This is a genomic window from Vibrio fortis, assembly GCF_024347475.1.
Lineage (GTDB): Bacteria > Pseudomonadota > Gammaproteobacteria > Enterobacterales > Vibrionaceae > Vibrio > Vibrio fortis.
This window is the reverse complement of the sequence record NZ_AP025487.1, coordinates 1517524-1537064: the sequence shown is the minus strand read 5'-3', so window position 1 is coordinate 1537064 and position 19541 is coordinate 1517524. Positions and strand designations below refer to the sequence as shown.

The window sequence follows — 19541 nt, the reverse complement described above, 5'->3', positions numbered from 1 at the left end:
TATACTCCTTGTCTCTTTACCATATTTAGTAAATTCAATGACTCAAGTAGACTGGCGACATGTTACGCCACAATATGATGAATACGCACATCAGTTAGGGCAATACCCTAACCTATCGCCTTTTTCATTTATGCAGATTCAGCATAGATTCCGTGATGCCTTAACTCGCTTTGTACGCTTGTCTAGTCTATCTCGTGTGTTACTTGTCAATGCGCCTGATAATGCTATCTATCGCCAGCTCATCATTGAATCGCTCAACCACTCTATTTCTGAAGATAGTCACCCTGTAGTCAAAACTGAGTCATTAAATGCAGCGGCGCTATTTGACCAAGTTGAATCAAAAGATGGACAAGTGATAGCGACCACACAAGGCTTGCTTTCTAAAGCAGACAACGGATTTCTCATTGTCTCGGCAAATCTCATCCTTGCGAACCCGGGAAGTTGGCTATTACTCAAATCCGCTTTACTCGGTGATGAGATTGAGCCAATCAGAAGTAACCCGGACCACCTATGTGCGCCGCAATCACCTCGCACATATAACATTAAGCTCATTATTGTTGGTGACCGTGGCCAAATGGGTGATCTTGATTATTTGGACAGCGATATCCGTAATGGCTTTTGTCTATTTAGTGAGATTGAACAAGACCTAAAATTAGACCAAAAGAGTCTGGTCGAATATTTAGGCTACCTTAAGTGGCTACAACAACGCTATCAGTTACCAGAGCTTAATGTAGAAGCCGTTACAGCCTTACTTTGCGCAGGTGCAAGAGAAGCTGAAGACCAAACTTACACGCCTCTATGCCCTATCTGGCACAACACATTACTTAGCGAAGCAGCGATAGAGTCAAATAACACCGATATTGATAGCGTTCATATTGAACAAGCGCTATCACACAAATATCAACGTGAGTCGTACCTTCCTGAGCGTGCTTTAGATGACATCCTCGATGGACAAGTGATCATCGAAACTCGAGGTGAACAAGTTGGTCAAGTTAATGGTTTAACCGTTATTGATGTCCCTGGACATCCTATCTCCTACGGTGAACCTGCTCGCATTTCCTGTGTGATTCACTTTGGCGATGGTGATATCTCCGATGTAGAGAGAAAAGCTGAACTTGGCGGTAATTTGCACGCCAAAGGCATGATGATCATGCAAGCTTTTGTGAGTGCGTCATTGAACCTCGAAGATCCTCTACCATATTCAGCTTCGGTTGTATTCGAACAGTCTTATTGTGAAGTAGATGGCGATAGTGCATCGTTGGCGGAGCTATGTTCATTAGTAAGTGCCCTTTCTGAATATCCGATCAATCAGCAGATTGCTGTAACAGGTGCCGTTGATCAATTCGGCCGAGTACAAGCTGTCGGTGGACTGAATGAAAAGATCGAAGGTTTTTACCATGTATGCAAACATCAGGGTCTCACAGGTGAACAAGGCGTAATCCTACCTCATACAAATTTAAAGCATTTGGCGCTTCAGCCAGATGTAGTCGAAAGCATTAAAAATGGGCAATTTCATATCTGGTCTGTATCGAATGTAGATGAAGCCATTCCTCTTATTATGAACAAACCATTTAGAGACGAAGAGCAAGAAAGCGTTCTCAGCAAAATCGCGGAACGTATTGAAAACTTTGAAAGACATGAACATCCGCCAGGAATTGTGGAACGCATCAAAAACTGGTTTGTCTAGTACTGATCGGACTTGTTTAGCGTACACCTGTTCACTAATATGCACCTATCAAAAATTGGAGTAAATTGATAATGCAAAACAAACGTGATTCTTACACTCGCGAAGAGCTTCTAGCATCAAGCCAAGGCGAACTATGGCCACAAGGCCCTCAACTTCCAGCACCAAACATGTTGATGATGGATCGCATCACTAAGATGTCAGAAACTGAGGGTGATTTTGGTAAAGGTCTAATCCTTGCTGAGTTAGATATTACTCCAGACCTGTGGTTTTTTGATTGTCACTTCCCAGGTGACCCTGTAATGCCTGGTTGTCTAGGTCTAGACGCTATGTGGCAACTTGTTGGTTTCTTCCTAGGCTGGGTTGGCGGCGAAGGTAAAGGCCGTGCTCTAGGTGTTGGTGAAGTGAAATTTACTGGTCAAATTCTACCAACAGCGAAAAAAGTAACGTACGAGATCCACATGAAACGCGTTGTAAACCGCAAGCTAGTAATGGGCTTAGCTGATGGTCGCGTTCTTGTAGATGGCAAAGAAATCTACGTAGCAAAAGACCTTAAAGTTGGCCTTTTCCAAGATACGTCTTCTTTCTAAAAGAATTCTAAAGATAAAGCTGCTTATTGCAGCTTTTCTTTGGTGGTAAGATATTTAGTTATAGTGCTCTAGATGACTAATTGTATGTTGTAACAAAGTAATCAATCCCCTCCACCAGCTTCTAGTTCTATAAAATAACAAGGCCCCGAAATCGGAGCCTTTGAAATCCTTGACGTTTGTCCTATTACTTATAGAGACCCGCTTGTTTGTCATCTTTGGCATCACGCCAACCACCTAACCAATACGACCGAGAATCCATTTGGCTATATGGGCAAGCTTCTTGCGACCTTCCATTTAACCCAGCCTTGTAGCCTTGGGATTGTGCTCGTTCTAGGCGATCACGCTTTTGTCTCTTCATAGTGCAGTCCTCATACGGGTGTCCATTTCTAAACATATAATGATTACAACATCGTGGAGTTTTTGTGACTCCAATCTTAAGAATTAACCAAGATCCTACTTTTCTCAAGACGAAAAAAAGCCCAAGTTCAGAATTGTGAACTTGGGCTCAAGAGCTAAAATTATTTAAATTTTCTGCGGAACCCGAGGAAACCAAGCAGTGTCAAAGCGAAAACACCGAGGGCAGCGCCTTGACGTTCAACATTTTGAGAGTCTGTACCACGGGTTTTAATATCATCGTTAGTTGCACCAGAGATTGGCACTAGCTTAACCGCTACGATTTCCTCAATCGCACCTGACGCAGCCTTACCACAGTAAGAGTTGTGTGAAGTTGTATCATAAGGTTGTTCCACACCATTAACAGTACATTTGATGGCGGTGGCCGATATGACACCCGCATCATTGATATCAGTAGCATCAATAATACGGAACTTGTTGTTATCGCCAGATACATTACCATCATTTGTCAGGTCATCTAACCACCAAGCTTGGCCTTTAAAGATATCAACACGTCGCTCATCAATTGAAGTCGGTAGGTTATAAGGGTAAATGAAGCCACGATGGCGACGTTCACTCCCATCGACTTCACGAGTGGTTTCTGCGTCGACTTGGCCAACGAACTCGTTAAAGTTATTGACAGCCTTAGCTTCGCTACCAGCACCAGTAAAGAAAATACCGCCAGTAATAAACTTCGCTACTGGATTTGATGCATCTTCTACAACAAATATCTTGTTATCTGCAGTACCACTTTCAGGAACATAACCATTACGTTTAGCAAAACCAATTGCAAACAAATTTCTATTAATATCGGTGGCTACAGAATTTGTGAAGATCGCATCATCATTTGAAGACCCAGATTTAACTTGTGCCCCTGATATAACTTTTGTACTGAATGCGGCAGTCGTTAGATCTAAACTGTCACTAACAAAAACACTTGCGCTCATATCTTGTAGGTCACCACTACCATCTTCAGTGTTATAACCGACACCGTATAAAACATCGGCTGTTTGGTTTGGGTTCTGCGCAACAGTCAAACCTCGCATACTACCCTGAGCCAGATACTGCCCTTGTTGCGCACTTCCTCCGCGAATCCAGTCAATCTCTGTGGTCGTGGTCCCATCCCAAATCGCAGCCTTTGAGCTAAACACTGCACCTTCATCATTGGTTTGATTAGTTGAAACACTACCAAAGTTATAAGTCGTTCCGTTATGGCGATGCTCGCCCCAAGCGCGTGTTTCAGAACTATTGTCCGCAGGGGCAGATCCTGTCGTAAACAAAGCATTATTTCGGATACTGGAACCGTCAGAAGTAATGCCCAAAGCGGTGATTCCGTCTTCAGAAAGACCTGTAATTACAGTATTTGTGGTAGTATATTCTGTGCCATCTTCAATAAAAGCCTGGGCATTTAAGTACGATAAATTGTTTTTCTCTTTACTCCACGTCGCCCAACGATTATCACCCCAGCTATCACACGTAGCGTACCTTAGCTCACGATAACAATAATTTCTGAAATCATCTCTTTCTTGGATATACTGAAACACAGCATCCATTGCAAAAGGAACTTCTTCTCGATAGCTAACAGCTTCTACAGAGTTACGAGTTTCACCAGCCAAGACATAATCAGCACATGCTTTACCTTCGATGCTAGTGCCACCAAAACATCCTAGTGTTGAAGTATCGTCGGCCGAAGTATCTGGTAAGATAGCTGGTTGGATTGCAACTCCAAACGTTTCTGTCATCCCGGAAATTGTTGTCGGCTTAACTTCAATTACCTGATAAAGCGCAGCGTTAGCGTTCGTTGCAGCCAATACAAGGGCCGCAATTGTCGTTAACTTAAAATTCGTACTACTCATTATTACTTCTTAACTTTCCTGTTGTAGTGCCTCGAGCTCTTCCCAACGCTCAAAAGCAACTTCTAGCTCCTGCTCTGCAGCAGATAGCTTATCTAAAACTGGTTGTGTCTGCTCTACAGGATTTGAAAAGAAGTTCGGTTCATTCACTTCTTCCTGAAGAGTTTCAATTTGGGCTTCCAATTCCTCTAAACGCATAGGTAACGCTTCAAGCTCTCGCTGTAGCTTATACGATAACTTCTTCGGTTTAGCCTTAGCTGGCGCAGTTTTGGGAGTTTCCTCAACTACTTTTGCTTTCTTTGATGGCTTTTCAACCTGACGTGACTGAAGAACTTGAGATCGTTGTTGCTGAGCATCGTGATAACCACCTACAAATTCTTCAATAACGCCGTTACCTTCGAAGATCCAGCTCGTCATGACCGTGTTATCCACAAACTGACGATCGTGGCTTACTAAAAGAAGCGTCCCCTGATAGTTGGCAAGCAAATCTTCTAAAAGTTCCAAAGTTTCGATATCTAAATCGTTAGTTGGCTCATCGAGAATCAATAAGTTGTTCGATTTGAGGAAAATGCGAGCAAGTAGCAATCGGTTTTTCTCACCACCAGACAAAGCTTTAACCGGCGTACGCGCACGCTTAGGCGAGAACAGGAAGTCTTGAAGATAGCTCAATGCGTGACGCTCACGCCCACCAACCATAACTTCTTGCTTACCATCAGCTAAGTTATCAATCACCGACTTCTCTGGATCTAGAATCTCACGGTATTGGTCAAAGTAAGCTACTTCAAGTTTAGTACCGCAATGTAAGCGACCTGAGTCCGGCTTAAGTTGATCCAATAGCAGCTTCAGCACTGTACTCTTACCACAGCCATTTGGTCCAATAAGAGCGATGCGGTCACCGCGCATGATATTGAAACTAAAGTCTTTAACAATGTCTTTGCCTTCAAAGCCAAAGTTGAGGTTCTCTGCTTCAAATACAATCTTGCCTGAGCGCTGCGCATCATCGATTTGAATAACAGCTTTACCCTGCACTTCACGGCGGTTTTGACGTTCTTCACGAAGCTTTTTGAGGGCACGTACACGACCTTCGTTACGAGTACGACGAGCTTTGATACCCTGACGGATCCATACCTCTTCTTGAGCAAGCTTTTTATCGAACTCCGCGTTTTGCATCTCTTCAACGCGAAGCGCTTCTTCTTTCTCCACAAGGTAGTTGTCGTAATCACCAGGGAACGAACTTAACTGGCCGCGATCAAGATCAACGATACGCGTCGCCATTGACTTGATGAATGCACGGTCGTGAGAGATAAAGATGATTGAACCACGGAAGTCTTTTAAGAAACCTTCTAGCCACTCAATCGTTGTTACGTCTAGGTGGTTAGTCGGCTCATCAAGAAGTAGTACATCAGGGTCACATACAAGCGCACGAGCCAACGCCGCTTTACGCTGCCAACCACCTGACAAATCGGTTAACTTAGTGTTTGGAGAAAGTTTAAGAGCACCAAGAACGTTGTTTACTCGGTCATCAAAACGCCATGCATTCACATGATCCAGCTCTTCTTGAACTCGAGCTAAACGGTTAATGTTCTTCTCACTTGGATCTTCAGCGATAAGATCCAGTAGATCATGATAGATCTTTAACTTTTCGCCTATTTCCGCAAGGCCACCAGACACATACTCATAAACAGTACCCTCTTCATTACGTGGAGGATCTTGTTCTAAACGCGATACAACGACATCTTGTGTCACTTGCATCTTGCCGTCATCCATAATGATCTCACCGGCAAGAACCTTCATTAAGGTTGATTTACCTGCGCCATTACGGCCGACCAAACATACACGCTCGTTCTCCTGCAGAGCAAAGTCTGCACGATCTAATAATGGGTGATCGCCAAATGCTAGCTGACCATTATGAATTGTAAGTAATGCCATTCTTTCTTAACCAATCGTTTAATTCTAACAAGCCAAAAGGCCAGTTCAGTTCTGTATTAATATTGCCGTCTGGGCTTTCGTATTTGAGAACGGGAATCGTGACCCCGTAACGGGAAAATAACTCATCATCAAATGCAATATCAACCACTTGAACGTGCTGGCTAATGTTTAACTGTTCCGTAAGTTCAAATGCCATCTCACATAGATGGCACCCTTCAGTACTGTAGAGTGTCAGCACTTATCTATCCTTATTTACGCACAACTCATTACTTATGAGTAATAACCCAACAGTTATGGATGTGCTTATTACGTGCAAAATCTAAAGGCAGTGTTTTGCCAGAAATATTCTGTGCTTTAAGACCTAACGCTTCTAAGCCTTCTAGGTCCATTTTAAAGTGTCGTTTGTTATTCGAGAATACGATCGTTCCTTCTTCACGAAGAATGCGTTTTAGATTCTCCATCAACTGAAGATGGTCACGCTGTACGTCGAACGTCTGTTCCATGCGCTTCGAGTTAGAGAACGTTGGTGGATCGATAAAGATAAGGTCGTAGTTACCATTCTCTTTCGCTAACCATTGAAGACAATCAGCTTGAACGAATTGGTGTTGACGACCTACTCGGCCGTTAAGCTCCATGTTCTCTTTCGCCCACTCTAAGTAGGTGTTCGACATATCGACAGTCTTAGTAGTTCGTGCGCCACCAACAGCGGCATGTACGGTTGCAGAGCCTGTGTAAGCAAACAGGTTCAAGAAATCTTTTCCTGCCGCCATTTCACCAATACGACGACGCGTTAATTTGTGATCCAAGAACAGGCCTGTATCTAGGTAATCGTGAAGATTTACAATCAGCTTCACGCCATATTCGTTCACTTCTAAATTTGAAGAGTCTTGAGAAAGCTTCTGGTATTGAGAAGAGCCCTTCTGTTTTTGACGGACTTTAAGCACAACATTGTTTGCTTCAACACCTGTTACTTGAATCGCCGCACGAATGATATCAGTCAGACGACGCTTTGCTTTCTCTTCAGGAACGTTCTTAGGCGCTGCATACTCTTGAATCACAAGATGACCAGGGTAAACATCGATTGCAACATTGTATTCTGGAAGGTCGGCATCGTAGATACGGTAACAGTCAAGCTGCTCTTTCTTCGCCCACTTGCCGATTTTGCCGATGTTCTTCTTCAGACGGTTGGCAAAGTCTGGTGCGATTTGCTGCTCTTGCTGGTCAGACGGACGCTCTGACATTGGACGATCAGAGATTGAGTAGTTCTTTTGGTGACACGGTAACGCACCATTGTTCAATTTGAACTGCTTATCAGCACGCATGCGAAGGCAACTTAGTAGCTCATCTGAGCTAGAGAAGATTGATGCGTTACAACCACCAAACTCTGATTTCAGTTGAGCGCCGAATGCTGTGTAAAGTGCGATTAAGCCTGGTTCTGTACCAAGACGTTCACCATATGGCGGGTTTGATACAATAACGCCGTTATCAAACTCTGCAGGACGCTTCACTAGTGCTGCATCACCTAGCTCAAACTCAATCAAATCTTCAACGCCAGCGCGGCGCGCATTATCACGAGCTGTTTTCAGTACACGGGCATCATTATCGTAACCGTAGAACTTACACTCTACCTTTTTTAGACCTCGGCGAGCTTGAACATTCGCTTCTGATTTAATTTCCGCCCATAGCTCAGCATCAAAGTCTTCAAGAGCTTGAAAGCCCCACTTCTGACGTTTAACGCCTGGTGCCATGTTTGCCGCCATCATTGCCGCTTCAATGACTAACGTACCCGAACCACACATTGGATCTAAGAATGGTTTTGTCGCATCCCAACCACTACGTAGCAGGATCGCTGCAGCTAGTGTTTCACGTAAAGGTGCGCGACCAGATTCTGGACGATAGCCACGTTGGTGAAGACCGCTACCAACCATATCAACACCCAAGATCGCTTTATCACGATGCAGACGAACGTGAATGCGGATATCTGGATTTTCTTTGCTGATATTCGGACGAGGTAGAGATTTCTTTTCAAAGCAATCAACAACCGCATCTTTAACCTTCATCGCACCATATTGGCTATTGCGAATCTCGCGGTTTGTACCGTTGAAATCCACCACAAAACGCTTAGAGCTATGGAATTGATTTACCCAGTTTACCGCAGTCGTAGAAAGGTACAGGTCCATGTCGTCTTGACAGGTGAACTCAGAAAGTACACGTACAAATCTTGAAGCCAAGCGACTCCACAAACAACAACGATAAATCTGCTCATTCGTCGCTTTGAATTTAACACCTGCCTGCACAGGTTTTGCGTTTGTAATCCCTAGTTGGGTTAGTTCTTCAACTAATAAATTCTCAAGGCCGTTTGAGGTAACCGCTAGATATTGATTCATAGTGTTCTTTTATTGATAAAAATGAGCTCGATTATACCTTATTTGAGTCAATAAGCGTCACTCTAAACACATCTTTTCATTGATTCTTCCTCCTAATTGCTCAGCAATTGCTCGTAAAGCTAAGCACTCGCTAACTCGCAAGACCAATCTGTGCCGAACGTTCAAAAAACAACCCAAAAGAAAAGTTTATGCAGCGAATATTCAATCCACCATAAGGTTTTGAATTTTTATTCCACTGCAAATTGGTATATACCAAGCACAATAACTCAGTGAAATTGAGTTACAAAATGACTTAAACAGGGAATTTTACGCCCCTATTTACGGAAAGTCCCCCAGAGGCAGGTTGAAATTAAGTTGAAAAAATAGGCTTTGGTTGTGTAAAAAAGCAGCTCATAGACAAATTATCTATGAGTGGTTTGATGGGAACTGTGAATTTTGGGTATAAAAAAATCGACCCTGAGGTCGATTTTCTTGAGTGTGAGAGCGTTATTTTTGACTAACCTACCATCGCTATATGACGGTGATGATGCAATATAGCGTTGGCGTCTACCATTCTATCGTGCATCACTTTGATGGAATCACCAAATTGAAGCGCTTTTGATGAGGTCAAGTTGAACTCGTCAAGGTCTACCGAGGCGCACAAACTCGCGTTCTCTCCAACCTCTAGCACAATAAAGTAACCCAAACTGTACTGATTGTTCATTCGAACGATATCACCCTCTTCTGGGCATTCATGGCCTTGAATCTGTGATTCAAAAAACCAACTTTTCGGCTGAACGGGTTTATGAAAGCGCTTGGCAGCAACGCAGTAAAGCGCAAGCTCTGCTTGACGAGGTTCAGATAGGTCTAATCCGGAGATCTGTTCTTTGAAGGTCTGATAAGAAGAAGCGTCGTCAACCGTGAATTCATTCTCTTTGAATGCACAATCCACCAGCTTATTGCGGACGAGGTTAGTCTTGAAAATCATATCCTCTCCGAGGTTTAGCATTAATGAACATTGCTGTTCATCGTAGTACCAACTCCATGTATCACTAGGTTTAAGCATCATTTCGTCTCACACTGTTGAAGCATTCCATTAGGTAAAACGCAAAATTACCCTTCAATGCAGTAATTTTACTGAGCAATAGGCAAAAAAAAAGAGGAAATGAAATTCCTCTTTTCTCTAAAACTCAGCGAGTTACAGTGTATCTTTTAGTGATACGTATCAAGTTTTGTTTTTATGAGCATTATTACGATTATAAATTCTTAACAATATCACTCACAAGGCTCGGACCTTTGTAGATAAAGCCAGAGTAAACTTGAACAAGCTTAGCGCCCGCCATCATTTTCTCTTTTGCTGCAACATATGAATCAACGCCACCTACCCCAATGATAGGAAGCTTATCACCTAGTTCTTCATGAAGTTTGCGTACAACTTCAGTGCTGCGAGACTGAACAGGACGACCGCTCAAGCCACCCGCTTCATCAGCATGCTTCATGCCTTCAACGATTGAGCGATCCAGTGTTGTGTTGGTCGCGATCACGCCGTCGATCTTATTTTTGATCAACGATTCGCAAATCTGGCTAATTTCATCATCACTCAGATCCGGTGCGATCTTAAGTGCAAGTGGGACATACTTACCGTGTTTTTGCTCTAGTTCTGATTGCTTAGTTTTTAGCTCAGCTAGAAGTTCATCCAGCGCTTCACCATATTGAAGAGAGCGAAGTCCCGGTGTGTTTGGTGAGGAGATGTTTACAGCAATGTAGCCAGCGTACTGATAAACCTTTTCCATACAGATTAGATAATCTTCAGCGCCCTTCTCAATCGGTGTATCTTTGTTCTTACCAATGTTGATACCAAGAATGCCATCGTAGTTAGCTCTCTTAACGTTCTCGACTAGGTTATCTACACCCAGGTTATTGAAACCCATACGGTTGATAATACCTTCCGCTTCTACAAGACGGAAAAGACGAGGTTTGTCATTACCCGCTTGAGGGCGAGGAGTAACAGTACCTACTTCAACAAAGCCAAAGCCCATTGCGCCGAATGCATCAATACACTCACCGTTCTTATCTAAACCAGCTGCAAGACCAACTGGGTTTTTGAACGTTAGCCCCATCACCTCTACAGGTCGATGCGGTAGCTGTTGACGGTAAAGCAGATCGACAGGAGTGCCAGTGAAACGCTTGAAGTTTTGAATTGCAAGATCATGTGCCTTTTCGGCATCAAGTTGGAAAAAGCCAGTTCTGGCTAGACGGTAAAGCATTGTGCCTCCGATAGAAAAAAGCCCCGTGTAAACGGGGCGATATTATTTACTTATTTACCCAACAATTCAATCTATTACTACAAGTAAGGGTAAGATAATTCGAATTCTTAACAAAGTGTATCATGAATTAAGCAAACGTTATCGTCTATCTGCTTGGAACATAAACTAATTAACAAGATTGACCTATTTCGACACAAAAAATGGCAGCCACACTCTGCTGCCATTTCGTATCGATATTAACGCTACTTAAATCTTATTGGTCTTTCGACATACAATTTAGATTAAGAAGCATAAGTTCACGTAGTGCTACTGAGAACTTAGCAAATTCATGAACTGAGCCAACTTTAAACTCATTCAGAATGCTTTCCCAGCGATGCAGTGACACAGCGTTGCTTTCCATCCAGTCGTCTAGGGCTTTGATAACATCCAAGTCTGATGCACAGCCACAAGTTAGAACCTGACCAGTTAGTTGACGCTGCTGCCAATCCAGATCTTCACGGAATGCCGCACGAGCCAGTGCTTGCCAGTTGTTATCTACTGCTTGGCTGTTGATCTGTTTCAAGAACCAGTGCAGCGACAAACGATCACCAAGGTTAAAGTACAACTTCGAAGCTTGCTCAACCGTTTTACCCGTTTCGCGTGCCACTGTGGATATATCCAGTGCTGAGTACAGGCTAGACAGACGCGCTACCGAGTTCGCTAGTTCTTCTTCAACACCTTGTTCAATCCAAACCTTAGCAACAGAGTTGTGCTCTTCTACCTCTGCAGCCACTAGCGTTTCATCCAGAACCTTCGTAATTGCATTTACATCTTCGCGGTACAGCTCAATCAATGCTGTCACAGACTGTTTGCCTGGGCGATTTCTTAATAACCAGCGGCTAATACGACGCATCGCTCGACGAACATTGAAGATAAGATCGTATTGAGCATCAGACGACGCAACGTTATCTAGCGCACGAATACGCTTAAGTACATCACCAAAGCCGTAGATCTCGCGTGATGCAGTGTAAGCATTCGCGATGTCAACAATGTCTGCGCCCGTCTCTTCTTGTAAACGAGTCACGAAGTTACAACCCATTTCGTTAACCATTTGGTTAGCTAGTGCTGTTGCAATGATCTCAGCACGTAGAGGATGGTTATCCATGTGCTGCACATAGTTACGGCGTAACTCTGTTGGGAAGTACTGGATCAGTTGCTGAGCATGGAACTCATCGTTCGCAATCTCATCACAAACAAGATCTTCTTTCAGTACCATCTTCGCATACGCAATCAGAACTGATAGCTCTGGACGCGTTAGTGCATTGCCCTGCTTCTCACGCTCAAGTAGTGTCTCATCATCTGGGATGTACTCTAGACCACGATCGAGGTAACCCGCTTTCTCCATAGTGTGAATAAAGCGAATCTGCTCTTTCACTAGGCTTACACCTTGGTGCTCGGTTACAGAGATAGATTCAGCTTGGCAGTATGCATCATCAAGTACAATCTCGCCGACTTCGTCTTCCATCGACTCAAGTACTTGGTTACGTTGCTTAACCGTTAGATCGCCGTTTGATACTAGGCCGTTCAGGAAGATCTTAATGTTTACTTCGTTATCCGAACAGTCAACACCACCAACGTTATCAACAAAGTCAGTATTTACACGGCCACCAGCTAGACCATATTCGATACGACCCAGTTGTGTCATACCTAAGTTACCACCTTCACCAACAACTTTTGCTTGTAGGTCACGACCATCGATACGTAATACATCGTTTGCGCGGTCACCAACATCAGTGTGAGTCTCATTTGAAGACTTCACATAAGTACCGATACCACCGTTCCAAAGTAGATCGACCTTCATAGATAGGATCATCTTGATCAAATCATTTGGCGCTAGCGATGCTTTCTTGGTGCCAAGCATCTTTTGGATTTCAGGTGTAAGAGTGATTGACTTAGAACGGCGCGAGAAAATACCACCACCCTTAGAAATCAAATCTTTATTGTAATCTTCCCAGCTAGAACGAGGCAGATTGAACAGGCGATTGCGCTCTTCCCAGCTGCTAGCAGATTCTGGATTCGGGTCGATGAAGATGTGCATGTGGTTAAACGCAGCTTGTAGACGAATGTGCTTAGATAGCAGCATACCGTTACCAAATACGTCACCCGCCATATCACCCACACCAATTGCTGTGAAGTCTGTGGTTTGACAGTCGATGCCCATTTCACGGAAGTGACGCTTAACCGATTCCCAACCACCTTTCGCAGTGATACCCATCGCTTTGTGGTCATAACCATTAGAACCACCAGAAGCAAATGCATCGCCTAGCCAGAAGTTATATTCAGCAGATACTGAGTTTGCGAGATCTGAGAATGTCGCAGTACCTTTATCCGCTGCAACAACCAAGTACGGATCATCTTCATCATGACGAACAACATTCTTAGGTGGGATAACTTCACCTTCAATGATGTTATCGGATACATCCAGTAGTGCACGAATGAAACGTTTGTAACAGCGTTGACCTTCAGCAAAGATCTCATCGCGGCCAGTCATCGTGTGCTGACGTTTACATACGAAACCACCTTTCGCGCCAACTGGAACGATTACGGTGTTCTTAACTTGTTGTGCTTTAACTAAGCCAAGAATCTCTGTACGGAAATCTTCTTGACGATCTGACCAACGAAGACCACCACGAGCCACCTTGCCACCACGTAGGTGAACACCTTCAATGTCTGGTGCGTAAACGAAGATCTCAAACGCCGGTACTGGTGCCGGGATATCAGGGATCTCGCTTGGCTTCATCTTAAGTGCTAGCCATGGTTTTGCTTGCTTGTTCTCGTCTACTTGGTAGTAGTTAGTACGAAGCGTTGCACTGATCATTTCCATGTAGCGACGAATGATACGATCGTCATCCAAGCTCTCTACATGATCTAACTGCTCAGTGATTGTGTTAATAAGATCTTGTTGACCTTTCGCGCTGCCCTTGTGTTTAGGATCAAAACGCTTAGCGAACAGCTTAACCAGACCTTTTGCCAGTTCAGGGTAATGCGACAGTGTTTCTTCAATGTACTGCTGACTGAATGGGAAGCCAACCTGACGCATGTAACGAGCATATGCACGCAGGATTGAGATTTCACGACCTGATAGACCTGCACCCAGTACTAGACGGTTAAAGCCATCACTTTCTAGCTCACCCGCCCAAATGGCAGCGAACGCTTGTTGGAAAAGATCACGCGCTTCACGAAGATCAATGGTCTCTTCGCTCTTATGTAGCATTGAGAAATCAAGGATCCAGTAAGTAACACCGTTAGTCTTACGAACTTCATAAGGAGATTCACCAATTACGCGAAGACCTAGGTTTTCCAACATAGGCATAACGTCTGAAAGGTGAATTGGCTCATCACTGTGGTAGAAAAGCTTTAGTCGAACTGCTTTCGAATCCGCAGCCTCTTCTTGTGGGCGGTAGAACAACATGCCCAGCTTGTTTTCTTCAGTAAGAGCTTCCAAACGCTCAATGTCTGCAACCGCAGAACCTGGCATCATGTCTTCTTTGTATGAACGTGGGAATGCACGCATGTACTCTTTCGACAGAGGAAGTCCTTTGCTCTCACCAAAGTTTGCAATGATTGACTCCGATAGGCGGTCATCCCAAGTCGATGATACTTCCATTAAATTCTGCTCGATTGTCTTAACGTCAACGTCCATGTTGTTATTATCAACACGAACAATGTAATGCGTTCTAGCCAGTGGGCTTTCAGAGAAATAAGTCGTGAACTCTACTTCTTGCTCACAGCCAAAGTACTGCTTAAGAATACGTTGAGTTTGACGACGCAATTCAGTGTTGTATCTGTCTTTAGTCACATACACCATACAGCTGAAGAAACGGCCAAACGGGTCTTTACGAACAAACAGACGCAGCAGATCGCGATCTTGCATCTGAACGACACCCGTACCTACTTCTAACAGCTCTTCTTCACGAGCCTGAAGAAGTTCGTCGCGTGGGTAGTTTTCAAGAATATTGTGCAGAGCCTTGTAAGAGTATGAACCTTCACGGTAACCACTTGCTTCCAGAATACGCTCTACCTTCTCTCGCACGAGTGGGATCGTTTCTACTGTGTGGTTATAAACTGCAGATGTGTATAGACCTGTGAAACGGTGCTCACCGATCACTTTACCATTCTCATCAAACTTCTTAATGCCGATGTAATCGGTATACGCCGGACGGTGGATGCGTGACGCTGTATTACCTTTCGTTAAAATAAGAACGTAAGGCTTCTTCGCTTCTAGTCTTGCCGAATCAGAGAATTCAGACAGTTTCACATCACGAACACGATTTGAGTTCGCGAATAAACCAAGGCCTTGCTCTTCCGTTGGTTTTAAAACTGTATCACCATCAACAGATACTAGGTCGTACTCTTTGTATCCCATGAAAGTGAAGTTGTGCTCACCTAGCCAACGCAAAAACGCAACCGTCTCTTCGAAACGTTTTTCGTCAACTGGAATAGAATCTTTTTGCGCTTCAACTTGGTCTGTGACGGTTTGTAGTCGCTCAACCATTTTCATCCAGTCGTTAACAACTAGACCAGTATCGCGGAAGATCGCCAGTAACTCTTCTTTAAGTTGAGTCATCTCAGCTTTACTGCTTAAACGGTCCACCTCAATGTGGAATAGTGACTGGAAAACACCTTCGTTAGCGCTAACACCGACAACATCGCCTTTGTCTGAACGAAGAATTTGAGTTGGGTTGTGGAGCATTAAGTGAGAAGAGAGATCAAGGCGTGTTAGTGCCATTTTTACTGAGTCGACAAGAAATGGGCTATCTGGCACCACTATTTCAACAATCGTATGCGTTGATTGCCAACCCTGACGGCTTACCGTCGGATTGAATACTCGCACAGAAATATCGTCGGCTTTCTTCTCATTGATGTGATGCCATAAGCTAACTACAGCACCATATAAATCGGATTCGTTTCTCTGGATTAGGTCGTCGTGAGAAACATTACTAAACATGTGTTGAGCAAGTTGAGTTACTAGAGGTCGATGAGCAAGGTCTAGTTTGTCTTGAATCAGTTTGTACACTTTTTCAAGCAAAACTGGAACCACAGTTTCACGTGCGGTCATAGTCACACTCCACAATTAGAATTGTATTTTATTATTAGGGGGATCACTCAGCTCACTAAAAAACAGGGCCCTAAACCTCTGGTTTCACAAGCGAGTTAAGCAAAGGTAATGCATCCATTTATTGTAAAAGCATTATTGAAAAATAGTTAATAATTTTCGGGCTGGTAGGAGGTGAAATGTTTGATTATGTGATTAAGATTCCTTTTAACTCTCTAGTTATGGCGAGGCTTACAGAGCTTCTAACTTAATAAACTTATTATTTTGGTCAGTTGTTAGTCTAAACAGCCCTTTCACCCCTATTTGTGTAAGAAATGGTCTGAATCGAGTTGCAGGCAATTGAAGCCTTAAACCTGTCGTTGTAACAACATGTACGTTACTTGCGGCGCCGGAATAATTCGCCAAAAACTGCTGGTAAGTAATATTAAGTCTGAAATGGTAGCTGTTCATATGATGCCTGTATAAATAAACAGTATCCCGAAAAATCGGCACTTTTGATGAAAAAGCCAGCAATACACTAGCATTACTGGCTTAAATTTAAACATTATCTGACTATATCGCTTATCGCTGTATAGTTAGAAGATAATCTCGCTAAAGTTAGAAAGAGAATAATAACTTTGATTACGCCTCAAGCGCTTTCGTCACTTTCTCAAACAGGTCTTTTGCAAGGTTGTCCATTGATTTCAACGTCTCTAGTTCCGCTTTGATCAACGCTTGGCGCTCTTCGTCGTACTTACGAAACTTAAGTAGTGGGTCAATCAGTCGAGAGGCCACTTGCGGGTTGGTGCTGTTTAGCTCACGCAGGATCTCACCTGCAAACTCATAGCCTTTACCTGACTTATCATGGAACTGAACTGGGTTCATGTTCAGGAATGAGCCAACCAAGTTACGTGTGCGGTTCGGGTTCTTCAAACTAAATGCTTGATGAGACATCGACGCCTTGATCACTTCTAGAGCATCACTACTTGGGTTGGTGCCTTGAAGTGCAAACCACTTATCCATTACTAGACCATCGTGTTTCCACTTATCACTGTAATCAGCCATTAACGTTTCACGACATGCAAGTTGAGCACTGTTTGCTGCACCCATTGCTGCCATCGAATCGGTCATATTGTTTGCAGATTCGTACATCTCAACAGCAAGATCGTTACCAAGCTCTGTATGAGCTAGATAGCTCAAGCAGACTTTACGCAACGTACGCTTACCGATTGAGTCATGATCGATGGTGTACTGTTTCAACGCATGACTATGGTATACCGCTGCTAATTCATCTTGCAGTTCAGCAGCCAGTGTCACTTTCATTGATTTAAGTACAGACGCGATTGCATCGATATCAACGCGCTCATACCAACCTGACACTTCATTGTGGCTAGGTAGAGAAAGCATCTCTGCAATAAATGCTGGCTCTAGTGTTTCGCTTAGTAATACACCACGGAACGCATCAATCACCGATGAAGCAAGTTCGAACTCTTTACCTTGTTGTACATTAGCTACATTGTTACGGATGTACTTCGCTAGTAGCATCTGACCTGCATCCCAACGAGAGAATTCATTGCGAGCATGAACCATCAAGAAGATAAGTTCTTCATCTGAATAATCATACTCCAGTTTCACAGGTGCAGAGAACTCACGCAGTAGTGATGGAATTGGTTGCTCTTGAACGTTATCGAAAACGAAGGTTTGCTCCGCCTCTTTTACATCTAACACATTACCGACTTGCTCACCGTTACATTGTAACTCAATCACATCACCGTTTGATGTGTAGAGTTCGATGTCGAAAGGAATATGTAGCGCTTGTTTTTCAGATTGCTCATGTGTTGGTTCAGTGCGTTGACGTGTCGTCAGCGTATATTGTTTGGCTTCTGCATCATAGTGACTTTCTACAGATAAAGTCGGCGTACCCGATTGGCTGTACCATAAGCGGAACTGAGTCAGATCAACACCAGATGCATCTTCCATAGCCGCCACAAAATCTTCACAAGTCGCTGCTGTGCCATCATGACGCTCAAAATAAAGCTTCATGCCTTTTTGGAAACCTTCTTCACCCAGCAGAGTATGAATCATGCGAATCACTTCGCTACCCTTTTCGTAAACCGTCAAAGTGTAGAAGTTATTCATTTCAATCACTTTCTCAGGACGAATTGGGTGAGACATTGGGCTCGCATCTTCTGCAAACTGAGGGCCACGAATAATACGAACGTTGTTGATACGATTGACTGCTCTTGAACCTAGATCAGACGAGAACTCTTGGTCGCGGAATACGGTTAGACCTTCTTTCAGGCTTAATTGGAACCAGTCACGACAAGTAACGCGGTTACCAGTCCAGTTATGGAAGTACTCATGGCCAATTACCGCTTCGATACCTAGGTAATCGGTATCCGTTGCTGTCTGGTCATTAGCCAAAACAAACTTAGAGTTAAATACGTTAAGGCCTTTGTTCTCCATCGCGCCCATATTGAAGAAATCAACCGCTACGATCATGTAGATATCTAGGTCGTATTCTAAGTCGAAACGCTCTTCATCCCATTTCATAGAGTTAACTAACGACACCATCGCGTGATTTGCACGATCTAGATTACCTTTATCAACAAAAATTTCTAAATCAACGTTGCGACCAGATTGAGTGATGTATTTGTCACGCAGTACATCAAAGTCGCCGGCAACCAGTGCGAACAGGTATGCTGGTTTTGGATGTGGGTCTTCCCACTTAACCCAATGACGACCATTCTCTGCTTCGCCTTCGTCGATACGGTTACCATTACTTAATAGGAATGGATTCTCAGCTTTATCAGCAATCACCGTCGTTGTGAACTTAGCCAATACGTCAGGACGGTCCATGTAATAAGTAATACGACGGAAACCTTCCGCTTCACACTGAGTACAGAATGCGCCGCCCGACTTATATAAGCCCTCTAGTGCACTATTACCTTCAGGATTCACTTCCGTCACGATCGTTAATTCGAACTCTTTCGGAAGTTGTGTCAGTGATAGTTGTGTTTCTGTTTGCTCGTAATGAGTCCACTCTGCACCATTGACCGATACTGATACCAACTTCAAGCCTTCACCATCCAGTACCAGAGTCGAGCTTTCCTTTTCTTGCTTTACCTTAGAAGCAGCTGTCACGATAGAAGCCGTGTCATATAGGTCAAATGTTAGGTCTATCTCAGAGATACTATGAGAAGGTGATTGATAATCTTTACGATACTTGGCTTGAGGGGTATGTGCCATGACTTGTTCCTTTTGATCGTTATGCGTAAATTTGAAATAACTGTATATATCTAAAGGCAGTTTGGTCAGAACTCAAGGGCTAGATGAACAAAAAGAGGCATTTGGTATAAATGCCTCTTATATTTGCTAGTTTTTT

At 43.6% G+C, this 19541-nt stretch carries 12 protein-coding genes; 2 read left to right on the top strand and 10 right to left on the bottom strand.

The window, feature by feature from the left end:
* The first annotated feature begins 37 nt into the window (after positions 1-37).
* Together OCV50_RS06605 and fabA are read left to right on the top strand one after the other, a co-directional pair.
* Positions 38-1687: a Lon protease family protein gene (locus OCV50_RS06605; RefSeq protein WP_261904038.1), complete on the top strand. Its 1650-nt coding sequence runs from the start codon at positions 38-40 to the stop codon at positions 1685-1687.
* A gap of 71 nt (positions 1688-1758) precedes the next feature.
* On the top strand, positions 1759-2274 hold the full coding sequence (gene fabA, locus OCV50_RS06600; protein WP_032549106.1) for a bifunctional 3-hydroxydecanoyl-ACP dehydratase/trans-2-decenoyl-ACP isomerase: 516 nt from the start codon (positions 1759-1761) through the stop codon (positions 2272-2274).
* A gap of 184 nt (positions 2275-2458) precedes the next feature.
* Here the strand turns inward: fabA and rmf are convergent, their stop codons facing one another.
* The 10 genes from rmf to pepN all read right to left on the bottom strand — a co-directional run bounded on the left by rmf (position 2459) and on the right by pepN (position 19405).
* On the bottom strand, positions 2459-2632 hold the full coding sequence (rmf, locus tag OCV50_RS06595; RefSeq protein ID WP_084181794.1) for a ribosome modulation factor: 174 nt from the start codon (positions 2630-2632) through the stop codon (positions 2459-2461).
* A 160-nt stretch (positions 2633-2792) separates the two neighbouring features.
* Entirely contained in the window at positions 2793-4523 is a 1731-nt protein-coding gene (locus tag OCV50_RS06590; RefSeq protein WP_261904037.1) for a DUF3466 family protein, read from the bottom strand.
* A 9-nt stretch (positions 4524-4532) separates the two neighbouring features.
* A complete protein-coding gene (locus OCV50_RS06585; RefSeq protein ID WP_261904036.1) occupies positions 4533-6449 on the bottom strand; it encodes an ABC transporter ATP-binding protein in 1917 nt (638 codons plus the stop codon).
* Complete coding sequence (locus OCV50_RS06580) at positions 6427-6645, bottom strand: glutaredoxin family protein (RefSeq protein WP_261904133.1); 219 nt, start codon at positions 6643-6645, stop codon at positions 6427-6429. Before OCV50_RS06580 ends, OCV50_RS06585 begins: the two co-directional genes overlap by 23 nt.
* Positions 6646-6715: 70 nt before the next feature.
* Positions 6716-8836, bottom strand: coding sequence for a bifunctional 23S rRNA (guanine(2069)-N(7))-methyltransferase RlmK/23S rRNA (guanine(2445)-N(2))-methyltransferase RlmL (rlmKL, locus tag OCV50_RS06575; protein ID WP_261904035.1), 2121 nt, complete (start codon positions 8834-8836; stop codon positions 6716-6718).
* A gap of 496 nt (positions 8837-9332) precedes the next feature.
* A complete protein-coding gene (locus tag OCV50_RS06570; RefSeq protein WP_239840826.1) occupies positions 9333-9884 on the bottom strand; it encodes a cell division protein ZapC in 552 nt (183 codons plus the stop codon).
* 187 nt (positions 9885-10071) lie between these two features.
* A complete protein-coding gene (pyrD, locus tag OCV50_RS06565) occupies positions 10072-11082 on the bottom strand; it encodes a quinone-dependent dihydroorotate dehydrogenase (RefSeq protein WP_239840825.1) in 1011 nt (336 codons plus the stop codon).
* 253 nt (positions 11083-11335) lie between these two features.
* Positions 11336-16180 (bottom strand): NAD-glutamate dehydrogenase, encoded by a 4845-nt coding sequence (locus OCV50_RS06560; protein ID WP_261904034.1) that lies wholly within the window; start codon positions 16178-16180, stop codon positions 11336-11338.
* Between the two features lie 228 nt (positions 16181-16408).
* The gene (locus OCV50_RS06555; RefSeq protein ID WP_261904033.1) at positions 16409-16627 is read right to left on the bottom strand and encodes a DUF2835 domain-containing protein; all 219 of its coding nucleotides are present in this window, start codon (positions 16625-16627) and stop codon (positions 16409-16411) included.
* A 171-nt stretch (positions 16628-16798) separates the two neighbouring features.
* Positions 16799-19405: an aminopeptidase N gene (gene pepN / locus OCV50_RS06550; RefSeq protein ID WP_261904032.1), complete on the bottom strand. Its 2607-nt coding sequence runs from the start codon at positions 19403-19405 to the stop codon at positions 16799-16801.
* Positions 19406-19541 lie beyond the last annotated feature (136 nt).